This is a genomic window from Pseudomonas putida (assembly GCF_005080685.1).
GTDB classification, from domain to species: domain Bacteria; phylum Pseudomonadota; class Gammaproteobacteria; order Pseudomonadales; family Pseudomonadaceae; genus Aquipseudomonas; species Aquipseudomonas putida_V.
On sequence record NZ_CP039371.1, the window covers coordinates 4,652,047 to 4,662,992 of the forward strand.

Consider the following 10,946-nt stretch of genomic DNA (forward strand, 5'->3'; position numbering starts at 1 on the left):
CGGTACTGACAACACCTGCATCGAACTTTCCCCACCCCATCGCAATCAGTTCCTTGAGTAACCCTGCCCCGCTCACCCCGGCCCAAGGAGTACTCCAGTGCTGCGTTCGCTTACCACCCTGCTGCTCGGCTGCCTGCTGAGCACCCACCTGCTGGCCGCCGCCCCCGCCCCTGCCGAGGATCAGCCTGCCGAACCTGCACCGGTGCTGCAAGGCGGCCTGCTCGGCGCCCTGGCCGATGGCCTGGACAGCGCCGCTTCCGAGCTCGACCTCGACGCGCATCTGGTCGATGCCTGGCGCCTGCGCACCGACCGCGCCGCCAAGGAAGTGGAGCGCCTGGTCGACCGCCACTCGGCGCGTGACAGCCTGCAACTGGCAGGCGACTTCCTGCTGTTGTCCGCAACCTGGATTGCCAGCTTCGGCCTGCTGACGATGCTCGGGCGCTGGCTCGCCAAACGTATTGGCCATGTCGCTGCGATCCGCCAACGCCCACGCCTTCAGGCATTGCTCGGCTACTTGCTGCCCTACACCGTGCCGGCGCTGGTCAGCTTGCCGGTAACACTCTACGTCAGCCGCTTCCTCGACCCTTCGGTAGCTCGCGCCCTGGGCCTGAGCCTGGCCTACGCCACCAGCAGCGGCCTGTTCTCCACCTCGATCATTCTGTGCCTGATCACGATCTTCGATTACCACCACAAGCGCCGCGCCGTGGCAGCGATCCGGCGCCTGGCGCCGCGCCCCCTGTTCATGATCGGCTTTCTCGCGGCCTGGAGCGACGCGCTCACCAGCCCGCAGATCGCTCGCCAGTTGGGCGGCAACATCACCACCAGCATCGCCGTGCTCACCGGCCTGCTGGCCACCGCGATCTTCGCAAGCCTTGTGCTGCGCCTGCGCAGGCCCGTGGCCCACCTGATCCGCAACCGCTCGCTGAAGGACCGCCTGCAGCACCGGGCCCTGCAGGAGACGCTGCGGATTTTCTCGGTAGTCTGGTACCTGCCGATCCTGCTGATGATCCTGGTCTCGGCCGTGCACCTGATCGGTGCCGGCGAGGAAAGCCAGAAGGCCCTGCGCAACGCCTTGCTGACCACGGTGCTGCTGGTGTCCACGGTGTTCCTCAGTACCGTGCTGCAACACCTGTTGGCGCCACGCCCGGCGGATATGGCGCAAAGGGTACGCCCCTACAAGGAGCTGCTGCGCAGCCTGGCTCACGCCCTGTTGCGCATCGCCATGGCGGTGGCGTTCATCGAACTGCTCGGGCGCATCTGGGGCTTTTCGGTCATCGACTTCGCCCTGAGCAACCGCCTCGGCCAGGCCATCAGCAACTCGTTGTCGAGCATCGGGCTGATCCTGTTGGTCACCTGGCTGCTGTGGGTGGTGCTCGACACGGCCATCCAGGAGGCGCTCAAGCCAGCGGTGGGTCGCCGTGCAAGTCGCCAACCGAGTACCCGGGTGCGCACCATCCTGCCGATGCTGCGCAACGCCATCAAGGTGGTGCTGATCGTCATCTGCACCATCACCACCATGGCCAACCTCGGCATCAACGTGGCGCCGCTGCTGGCCGGTGCCGGGGTGATCGGCCTGGCGATCGGTTTCGGCTCGCAGCAATTGGTGCAGGACGTCATCACCGGACTGTTCATTCTGATCGAGGACACCATCTCGATTGGCGACTGGGTGGTGCTCGACTCAGGCCACGCCGGTACCGTCGAGAGCCTGACCATCCGCACCCTGCGCCTGCGCGACGGCAAGGGCTTCGTGCACTCGGTGCCGTTCGGCCAGATCAAGGCGGTCACCAACCAGTCGCGGCAGTTCGCCTATGCGTTCTTCTCGGTGCAGTTCACCTATGACAGCGATGTCGACCAGTCGTTGGCGTTGATCCATGAAGTGGGCAAGTCGATCAGCGAGGACCCGTTGCTGCGCATCAACCTGCAGGGGCCGTTGCAGGTGTTCGGGGTCGATCGCATGGATTTGAACGGGTTCGTGCTGACGGCGCAGTTCCGCACCATTTCCGGTGGGCAATATGCGGTGAGCCGGGCGTTCAATGAACGGCTGAAGAAGCGGGTGGACCAGACCGAGAACGTCAGTTTTGCCCAGGTGTATCCGCTGCCCTCATCGGTAGTGCCGGCCTGACTTGTCTGTATGGGCCTCTTCGCGGCGGTCCGGCGCGAAGAGGCCCGTACAGGCGCTATCGAATCGCGCGGAACACCAGCGCTTTCAATCCCCCCGCCGGATCGACATCGGGAAACTCCGGCGGATTCTCCAGGCGCTCGACAAACGCCAACCCCGGCGCCTGTTCGGCCATGCCCTCGATGAGAAACTCCGGCCCGATCCCCGGGTCGTTGACACAGGCAAGTACAGTCCCGCCTTCGCTCAGCAACTCCGGCAAACGCCGCAGGATCTTCGCGTAGTCCTGGGTCAGCACGAAGCTACCGCGCTGGAAGGTCGGCGGGTCGATGATGATCAGATCGTAAGGCCCGTACTTGCGTACCTTGCCCCAGGATTTGAACAGCTCGTGCCCCAGATACGCCACCCGCGAAGCGTCGTGACCGTTGAGGCGATGGTTGTCACGACCGCGCGACAGCGCAGACTTGGCCATGTCCAGGTTGACCACCTGCTCGGCGCCACCGGCAATCGCTGCCACGGAAAAACCGCAGGTATAGGCGAACAGATTGAGCACGCGCTTGCCCTTGGCCTGCTCACGCACCCAGCGCCGGCCGTAGCGCATGTCGAGGAACAAGCCATTGTTCTGCCGCACGCCCAGGTCGAGCAGGTACGTCAGACCATCCTCGACCACCTCGCGCTGCTGGCAAGGCTCGCCCAGCAACCACTGCCCGGGGCTGTCCGGCAGATAACGATGCTGGATGAGGATGGCCTGGCCGGCCCACTGCGGGCGCTCGGCCAGGTTGCGCAGCATGGCTTCCAGTTCGGCCAACCGGCCCTCTTCGGGTTCGCGGAACAGGGCGACCGACAGCACGCCTTGCAACCAGTCGACGGTGATCTGCTCAAGGCCCGGCCAGCAGCGGCCACGGCCGTGGAAGAGCCGACGGGTTTCTGTCGGAGCGGGGTCGAGGGCGGCGAGCAGGTGCTGCTCGAGGGTGTGGATCGGCGAAGTCATGGGAGGTCGCAGGCAGGTGAAAGAGCGCATTCTACCTGTATCGGCCCTTTCGCGGCGGTTCGGCGCGAAAGGGCCGGCAAAATCAACTCATCCTTTCACCACGACCCGTGCTGGCCGGAACCACCACCCCTGCTGCATCCCCGCCGCCGCCAGCAGGATCAACCCCACCCCCAACCATTGCAGCGGCGCCAGGCGATGCCCGAAGGCCACCCAGTCCACCAGAATCGCCGCGATCGGGTAGATGAACGACAGCGCCCCGGTCAGCGCCGTCGGCAGGCGCTGGATGGCGCTGTACAGCAACACGTACATCAGCCCCGTATGCACCATCCCCAGGGTCACCAGGCTGGCCAGCGCCGAAGGCTCGCCTGGCAGGCCGCCGAGCTTGACCCAAGGCGCCAGCAACACCACGCCAGTAGCGACCTGGACCAGGGCGATCAGATGCGGCGGCGTACCTTTCAGGCGCTTGATGATCAACGCCGCGACCGCATAGAGGAACGCAGCGCCCAAGGCCAGGGCGATACCCAGCAGATACTCCTCGCCGCTGGCCTGCCCGGCGCCGTGGGCGCTGACGATGGCCAGCATGCCGAGAAACGCCACGCTCAACCAGGTCACCTTGGCGGCGGTGATTTTCTCACCCAGGAACAACGCCGCCAGCCCCACCAGCATGAAGGGTTGCACGTTGTACACGGCAGTGCCGATGGCGATCGAGGCACGGGAATAGGACGCGAACAACAGCAACCAGTTGCCGACGATGGCCACCCCGCTGACGACCGCCAGCAGCAAGGCGCTGCGGCTGATCACCCCGGCCTTGAGGAAACCGAATGCCGCGCAGATCACCAGCAAGGTCGCGGTGCCGAACACGCAGCGCCAGAACACCACCTCCAGCACCGGCTGGCCCGACACCAGCACGAACCAGCCGATGGTGCCGGAAATCAGCATGGCGCCGATCATTTCCAGCGAGCCGCGACGCACTGAACTGTCCATCCCGCACCTCCCATTGATGATGGCCACAGTATGCAGAGGCAGCCGCTATAGCTTCCATAGGTTAAAAAAGGCGTAACCAGGCTTTCGCCTTTACTATCAAGGTGAATCCATGAAATTGCCTGACGAGGTACCCATGACCGACGCTATCGACCAATTGCTGATCAACGCCCTTATGGAAGATTCGCGCCGCTCGCTCAAGGCCCTGGCGCAGATCAGCGGCTTGTCCGCACCCAGCGTCAGCGAACGCCTGCGGCGCCTGGAAGAACGCGGCGTGCTGCGCGGCTACACGGTGGACGTCGACCCGCGCAGCTTCGGCTATCAGTTGCAGGCCATCGTGCGGATCCGGCCGCTGCCGGGGCAATTGCAGGAAGTGGAGCGGCAGATCATCGCCATTGCCGAGTTCACCGAGTGCGACAAGGTCACCGGCGAGGACTGCTTCATCGCCCGGTTGCACGTGCGCTCGATGGAGCAACTGGACACCTTGCTCGATCGCATCAATGTGCTGGCTGAAACCAACACTGCGATCATCAAGAAAAGCCCGGTGAAGCGGCGGCTGCCGCCGATGGAATGAGCGTTTTTCTGCACCGGCCTCTTCGCGGGCAAGCCCGCGAAGAGGACGGTGCAGGCCAACAGCCTCATAAGATGTACACAATAATGTCACCGTAAGTGCCATATTTGTGTGCACTTATAAACATCATGCCCTAATACGTTACACAACCCCACCAACTGATCCTGACCGTCCGATCAACTAAAACAACGTACCAAGACATCCAATAAAAATAATTACTCTATATATTTCAATTACTTATATTAGAAAAACTCACTCTTGATGTTCTTCCGCATTACCCCCTCTTTCCCCCTGGCATGAAACTCGCTTTCATGCACACGCCTTTTGTATACAAATACATCGAAACATAAATACACAATAACCCGCGGCGCCGGTCCAATCCCGGCCACCGCGTCCAGAACCCAGCGATGCAACGCCTGCACCGACGAGATGGCGAGCCCGTGCGCCAGCGCCCGCTCATCGCAGTCAAATGCATCAGGAGCCTGCCGGAATGAGTACCAGTGTCGACCTTGCCCCTGAACTGTCCGTTGCCAGCACCGACCCCGCCGTCACCCTGACCAACCCGCCACTCGAACTGAGCCCTCGCCTGCACAACCGCGACCTCGCGCCAACCCGCGTCGAGGGCCGTCGCTGGGGCCGTTACAGTATCTTCGCGCTCTGGACCAACGATGTGCACAACATCGCCAACTACTCGTTCGCCATGGGCCTGTTCGCCCTCGGCCTTGGCGGCTGGCAGATCCTGCTCTCGCTGGCGATCGGCGCGGCACTGGTGTACTTCTTCATGAACCTGTCCGGCTACATGGGACAGAAGACCGGGGTACCGTTTCCGGTCATCAGCCGCATCGCCTTCGGTATCCATGGTGCGCAACTGCCGGCACTGATCCGTGCGGTCATCGCCATCGCCTGGTTCGGCATCCAGACCTACCTGGCCTCGGTGGTGCTGCGCGTGCTGCTCACCGCCGTCTGGCCGCAACTGGCCAGCTACGACCACGACGCCATCCTCGGCCTGTCGAGCCTGGGCTGGGTGTGCTTCGTGGCCATCTGGCTGGTGCAGTTGGCAATCCTCGCCTACGGCATGGAAATGGTCCGCCGCTACGAAGCCTTCGCAGGCCCGGTGATCCTGCTGACCGTCGCCAGCCTGGCGGTATTCATGTACTTCCAGGCCGGCGCGCGCATCGCCTGGTCGGTGGCCGAGCCCCTGCGTGGCTACGAGATGTGGCGCAACATCTTTGCCGGCGGTGCGCTGTGGCTGGCGATCTACGGCACCCTGGTGCTCAACTTCTGCGACTTCGCCCGCTCCTCGCCGTGCCGCAAGACCATCCGCGTCGGCAACTTCTGGGGCCTGCCGGTGAACATCCTGGCATTCGCGATGATCACCGTGGTGCTGTGCGGCGCGCAGTTCCAGATCGATGGCAAGGTCATCAGCAGCCCGACCGAAATCGTCGCCAGCATTCCCAATACACTGTTCCTGGTCCTGGGTTGCCTGGCCTTCCTGATCGTCACCGTGGCGGTGAACATCATGGCCAACTTCGTCGCCCCGGCGTTCGTCCTCAGCAACCTGGCGCCGCGCCATCTCAACTTCCGCCGCGCCGGGCTGATCAGCGCCACCATGGCGGTCTTGATCTTGCCGTGGAACCTGTACAACAGCCCGCTGGTGATCGTGTACTTCCTCTCCGGCCTGGGCGCCCTGCTCGGCCCGCTGTACGGCGTGATCATGGCCGACTACTGGCTGCTGCGCAAAGGCCGCATCAACGTGCCGGAGCTCTACAGCGAGCACCCGGACGGCGCCTACCACTACAGCAAAGGCATCAACCTGCGCGCCATGGCCGCCTTCGCACCAGCGGCGCTGCTGGCCATCGTCCTCGCCCTGGTGCCCAACTTCCACGGCATCGCGCCGTTCTCCTGGCTGATCGGCGCGGGCATCGCTGCCGCGCTGTACCTGCTGATCGCGCCGCGTAACCGCCAATACCACGATGTCAGCGGCGAATGCATCGCTGTCGATCACCACAGCCACTGATCAAGGATCAACTGCCCATGCGAATTCTGATTGTCAACGTCAATACCACCGAAGCGATCACCGAGGCGATCGCCGAGCAAGCGCGCAGCGTCGCCTCCCCCGGCACCGAGATCGTCGGCCTGACGCCCTTCTTCGGCGCCGAGTCGGTGGAAGGCAACTTCGAGAGCTACCTGGCCGCCATCGCGGTCATGGACCGCGTGCTGGCCTACGAAGGCCCGTACGATGCGGTGATCCAGGCGGGCTACGGCGAGCACGGCCGCGAAGGCCTGCAGGAGTTGCTCGACGTGCCGGTGGTGGACATCACCGACGCCGCCGCCAGCACCGCCATGTACCTGGGCCACGCATACTCGGTGGTGACCACCCTGGACCGTACGGTGCCGCTGATCGAAGACCGCCTGAAGCTGTCCGGCCTGTACGACCGTTGCGCCTCGGTACGGGCCAGCGGCCTGGCCGTGCTCGAACTCGAAGAAGACCCGCAACGGGCCGTGCAGGCCATCGTCGAACAGGCCGAACGAGCCGTGCGCGAGGACAAGGCCGAAGTCATCTGCCTGGGTTGCGGCGGCATGGCCGGGCTGGACGAACAGATCCGCCAGCGCACCGGGGTACCGGTGGTCGATGGCGTCAGCGCGGCGGTGACCATCGCCGAATCACTGGTGCGCCTGGGGCTGAGCACCTCGAAAGTGCGTACCTACGCCACACCGCGAGCGAAGAAGGTACTGGGCTGGCCGATGCGACTGGGTCGCTGAGGCGTTACGTCGGGCAGCTCGAAGAGCCATCGTCGAGACCCTGGCGCAGGTTGCGGGTGTCGAGGGTGGCTTTGCCGTCATGCCAGGTCAGGGTCAGCACGTACAACGAATCGAAATCGTCGCCGTCCCAATCCTCGGTGATCGCCTGCTGACCACCCAGGGCCTTGCGCGCTACCGCGTTGATCAGGTCCGGCAGGTAGCCATGTGACCAGGCCGTGTAGACGGTGGCGTTGCGGTACTTGGCGTCCATCAGCTCATCAGCCAGGGCATCGGTGTCGTTGGCACCGAAGTCGATGTTCACCGGCAGGCCCAGGCGAATGGCGCTCGGGGTGATGGTCATCAGCGGGCGAATATAGCTGTAGCTATGGTCGTGGCTACCTTCCTCGACGTGTCGCGAAGGATTGGCGGCGAACACGTAGTCGGCTTCACCGAAACGATCGGGCAGCACGGTTGCCAGGTCCAGGGCGCGGTTCAGGCCCTGGCAGTTGAGCTGCCCCAGACCTTCGCCGGGTTTTTCGGCATGGCGCAGGAACACCAGGGTCTGGGTGCCGTCTACGGGTTGGCTGCGGCGCTCGAGGAGAGCCTGCGTCACCACACCTGCAGCTGCGACGAATGCAAGGCCGGCCAAGACCAGGCGACAACGTCGGGAGGGCGTAGGCAACTTCATGAAGGCAGACTCTCGTGGCGGAAGAAGGGTAACGTCCCCCACAAGACCCTAGGGCCGAAGCCGCGGGGCATCCGTGTCGTCGATGTCATCTCGGCATCGTGCCAGGGTCAGAGTCCCTTCAAGCCGTTTGGTTCCCCTGTTCGTTCAATCGTCCCTGGTCAACACTTCCAGCAACTCGATTTCGAAGGTCAAATCCGAATTCGGTGGGATCGCCCCTACGCTGCGCTCGCCATAGCCCAGGTGCGCCGGCACCAGCAGCTTGCGCTTGCCGCCCACGCGCATGCCCATCAGCCCCTGGTCCCATCCCTTGATGACCCGGCCGGTACCGATCACGCACTGGAACGGCTTGCCGCGCGACCAGGACGAGTCGAACTCGCTGCCGTCGGCGAGCCAGCCGGTGTATTGGGTGGTGATCAGCGCACCCTTGACGGCTGCCTTGCCTTCGCCCTCGAGCACGTCGATGATCTGCAATTCGCCACTCATGGGCATCTCCTACGCGGATAAACGAGGGCGCCGTTTTCTCAGGATTGCGCGCTTTTGGCAAGCGCGCCGATGCCAACCCATCGATCAGATGTAAACGGTACCGCGCAGGTACAGCGCCGCACGTCCGCTGATGATTACCCGGCCATTGCCCGGCACCTGGCAGTGCAACTGGCCCTTGCGCGCCCCGCCCTGCTCGCAGCTGAGCACGGTCTTGCCCAGCCGCTCGGCCCAGACTGGGGCCAGCGAGGTATGCGCGGAGCCTGTGACCGGGTCTTCGTTGACCCCGACATTCGGACCGAACCAACGGGTAACGAAGTCGTAGCCACGACCGGCTGCGGTCACGGCAATGCCGCGGACATCGAAGGCCGAAAGTGCGACGAAATCAGGCGTGAGCGTTTCCAGCAGCGAAGCATCGTCGATGACCACGACATAATCGTCGGAACGATAGACGGCGCTTGCGGTGCCCAAGCTCAGTGCTTCCAGCAGGCCAGCCGGCATGTCCACGGCCACCGGTTGCTTGGCCGGAAAATCCATCGCCAGCAAGCCATCGGCGCCGCGGCTGACGCGCAGCTCGCCACTACGGGTATTGAAGCGCAGCACCTCGGCCTGCTCGCCCAATTGCTCGAACAGCACATAGGCCGATGCCAGGGTAGCGTGGCCGCATAGGTCGACTTCCACCGCCGGGGTGAACCAGCGCAGGTCATAGGTTTCGCCTTTACCCACGAAGTAGGCCGTTTCGGACAGGTTGTTCTCTTCGGCGATGCGTTGCAGCACATCGTCCGGCAGCCAGCTTTCGAGCGGGATCACCGCTGCCGGATTGCCACCGAAGGGCTCGGCGGAAAAAGCATCGACCTGGAAGATCTCGAGTTGCATGCGAACACTCCTGAAAGCCCGGCCTCTACCGGGCGGAAACGAAAGCGAAGATTACGGGCGCACGGGCGTGAGCACCGGCTCACCGGCAAAGAACGCCTGCAGGTTGCGCAGTACCAGAGCGACGGTGTCGCGTGCGGCTTCCGGCGACTGGCCAGCGACATGGGGAGTGAGCACGGTGTTGCCGAGGGCCTTGAGGCTCTCGGGCACGGTGGGTTCGTCATCGAATACATCCAGCGCGGCGCCGGCGATCAGGCCCTGTTGCAGTGCCGTCACCAAGGCCTGCGTGTCGACCACGCTGGCGCGGGCGATATTCACCAGGTAACCCTCGGCGCCCAAGGCCTCGAGCACCTGGGCGTCGACCAGGTGGCGGGTACCGGCGCCGCCGGGCGTGGCGACCACCAGGATGTCGACGGCATCGGCCAGGTGCAAGGGGCTGTCGTACCAGGTGTAGGGCAGGTCGTGGCGTGGGGTGCGGCTGTGGTAGCTGACGTTCATGTCGAAGCCCAGGCTGGCGCGCTTGGCGATTGCCTGGCCGACCGCGCCGAAACCGAGCAGGCCCAGGCGCTTGCCGCTGACCGAGGGGCTGATGACCCGGTTCCACTCGCCACGGCGGGTGCTGGCATCGGCATGGGGAATATCACGCAGCAGAGCAAGGAGGATGGCCATGGCGTGGTCGGCGACCGTGGCGGCATTGGCGCCCGCGCCATTGGTGACGATGATGCCCCGGGCCGCGGCGGCGGCCAGGTCGACCTGTTCGTAGCCCGCGCCGATCACGCAGATGATGCGCAGGTGCGGCAGTGCCTCGATCTCGGCGGCGGTCAGGCCCAGCGGGCCGCGGGTGAGCACGGCATCGATCTCGCCGGCATGGGGGGCGATGGCATCGGCACGTAGCGCAGGGGATGGCGCACGGATCAGGCGATAGCCGGCCTGCTCGAGCAACGGCAGGTAATCGTCGACGGATTCAACCAGTACCAGGACTGTCTTGCTCATGCCACCTCCGGGTCAATTCGAAGGGGCATTATGCGCAATGGGTGGCCAGTACAGTCAATCGATAAATTGGGGATTAACTGTACTGTATGGGTTACTGGGCAAACGCCCGCCCCAACCCCCAGGCACGCCACTGCTATCGGTTTCCTGCCAAGGCCCATCCGGGCTCAGCGACCAGCTCCAACCATTGTCATAACGGTAATAGGTCCGCTGGCGGTAGAAGGTATTGGTCTTCTTCTCCAGCACATACACCCCAAGCTTCGGATCCCAATGGCTGGCACCGCCTGGCGGCGGCGCGAAACTGGCCGATGTGCGTGGCATCGGCTTGGGAATCGACGCCGGCTTGCTCGGCTGGGTCGACGGTTGCCCACCCGGCAACGGCTTGACCACCGGCCCCTTGTGCGGCGGCGCCGTCTCGATCGGCGGCGCCGGCTGCTCGTAGGGCTCATGCGTGGTACACGCGGACAATCCCACGGCCAGGGCAATCAGGGTCAGGCGTAGGGTGTTGTGCATG

10 protein-coding genes and 1 pseudogene are annotated in these 10,946 nt (G+C 64.2%); 4 read left to right on the forward strand and 7 right to left on the reverse strand.

The features are described from left to right. The first annotated feature begins 97 nt into the window (after positions 1 to 97). Entirely contained in the window at positions 98 to 2,122 is a 2,025-nt protein-coding gene (locus E6B08_RS21495) for a mechanosensitive ion channel family protein (protein WP_136915862.1), read from the forward strand. 55 nt (positions 2,123 to 2,177) lie between these two features. Here E6B08_RS21495 and E6B08_RS21500 read toward each other — a convergent pair whose 3' ends face one another. Next, positions 2,178 to 3,137, reverse strand: coding sequence for a class I SAM-dependent methyltransferase (locus E6B08_RS21500; protein WP_416194360.1), 960 nt, complete (start codon positions 3,135 to 3,137; stop codon positions 2,178 to 2,180). Positions 3,138 to 3,194: 57 nt separating this feature from the next. Then, the gene (locus E6B08_RS21505; RefSeq protein ID WP_136915864.1) at positions 3,195 to 4,091 is read right to left on the reverse strand and encodes a DMT family transporter; all 897 of its coding nucleotides are present in this window, start codon (positions 4,089 to 4,091) and stop codon (positions 3,195 to 3,197) included. Between the two features lie 133 nt (positions 4,092 to 4,224). On the opposite strand from E6B08_RS21505, the gene E6B08_RS21510 reads away from it, so the two are divergent. From E6B08_RS21510 to E6B08_RS21520, 3 genes are all read left to right on the forward strand, one after another. Beyond that, complete coding sequence (locus tag E6B08_RS21510) at positions 4,225 to 4,662, forward strand: Lrp/AsnC family transcriptional regulator (protein ID WP_136917468.1); 438 nt, start codon at positions 4,225 to 4,227, stop codon at positions 4,660 to 4,662. A gap of 487 nt (positions 4,663 to 5,149) precedes the next feature. Then, entirely contained in the window at positions 5,150 to 6,676 is a 1,527-nt protein-coding gene (locus E6B08_RS21515; RefSeq protein ID WP_136915865.1) for an NCS1 family nucleobase:cation symporter-1, read from the forward strand. 17 nt (positions 6,677 to 6,693) lie between these two features. Then, complete coding sequence (locus E6B08_RS21520) at positions 6,694 to 7,422, forward strand: aspartate/glutamate racemase family protein (RefSeq protein WP_136915866.1); 729 nt, start codon at positions 6,694 to 6,696, stop codon at positions 7,420 to 7,422. A gap of 4 nt (positions 7,423 to 7,426) precedes the next feature. Here the strand turns inward: E6B08_RS21520 and E6B08_RS21525 are convergent, their stop codons facing one another. From E6B08_RS21525 to E6B08_RS21545, 5 genes and pseudogenes are all read right to left on the reverse strand, one after another. Further along, the gene (locus tag E6B08_RS21525; protein WP_136915867.1) at positions 7,427 to 8,089 is read right to left on the reverse strand and encodes a histidine phosphatase family protein; all 663 of its coding nucleotides are present in this window, start codon (positions 8,087 to 8,089) and stop codon (positions 7,427 to 7,429) included. A 144-nt stretch (positions 8,090 to 8,233) separates the two neighbouring features. Continuing rightward, positions 8,234 to 8,572, reverse strand: coding sequence for an FKBP-type peptidyl-prolyl cis-trans isomerase (locus tag E6B08_RS21530; RefSeq protein WP_136915868.1), 339 nt, complete (start codon positions 8,570 to 8,572; stop codon positions 8,234 to 8,236). A gap of 84 nt (positions 8,573 to 8,656) precedes the next feature. Then, positions 8,657 to 9,445 carry a PhzF family phenazine biosynthesis protein gene (locus E6B08_RS21535; RefSeq protein ID WP_136915869.1) on the reverse strand — a complete coding sequence of 263 codons (789 nt, stop codon included), beginning with the start codon at positions 9,443 to 9,445 and terminating at the stop codon, positions 8,657 to 8,659. 51 nt (positions 9,446 to 9,496) lie between these two features. Beyond that, positions 9,497 to 10,435 (reverse strand): 2-hydroxyacid dehydrogenase, encoded by a 939-nt coding sequence (locus E6B08_RS21540; RefSeq protein ID WP_136915870.1) that lies wholly within the window; start codon positions 10,433 to 10,435, stop codon positions 9,497 to 9,499. Positions 10,436 to 10,526: 91 nt separating this feature from the next. Then, positions 10,527 to 10,945 (reverse strand): annotated as a pseudogene (locus E6B08_RS21545) (hypothetical protein). Position 10,946: the final 1 nt, after the last annotated feature.

Bases quoted from the DNA above. Each gene is read 5' to 3' on its own strand.
- E6B08_RS21500 (WP_416194360.1), bottom strand. From the start codon at position 3,137: ATGCGCTCTTTCACCTGCCTGCGACCTCCCATGACTTCGCCGATCCAC.
- E6B08_RS21505 (WP_136915864.1), bottom strand. From the start codon at position 4,091: ATGGACAGTTCAGTGCGTCGCGGCTCGCTGGAAATGATCGGCGCCATG.
- E6B08_RS21510 (WP_136917468.1), top strand. From the start codon at position 4,225: ATGACCGACGCTATCGACCAATTGCTGATCAACGCCCTTATGGAAGAT.
- E6B08_RS21515 (WP_136915865.1), top strand. From the start codon at position 5,150: ATGAGTACCAGTGTCGACCTTGCCCCTGAACTGTCCGTTGCCAGCACC.
- E6B08_RS21520 (WP_136915866.1), top strand. From the start codon at position 6,694: ATGCGAATTCTGATTGTCAACGTCAATACCACCGAAGCGATCACCGAG.
- E6B08_RS21525 (WP_136915867.1), bottom strand. From the start codon at position 8,089: ATGAAGTTGCCTACGCCCTCCCGACGTTGTCGCCTGGTCTTGGCCGGC.
- E6B08_RS21530 (WP_136915868.1), bottom strand. From the start codon at position 8,572: ATGAGTGGCGAATTGCAGATCATCGACGTGCTCGAGGGCGAAGGCAAG.
- E6B08_RS21535 (WP_136915869.1), bottom strand. From the start codon at position 9,445: ATGCAACTCGAGATCTTCCAGGTCGATGCTTTTTCCGCCGAGCCCTTC.
- E6B08_RS21540 (WP_136915870.1), bottom strand. From the start codon at position 10,435: ATGAGCAAGACAGTCCTGGTACTGGTTGAATCCGTCGACGATTACCTG.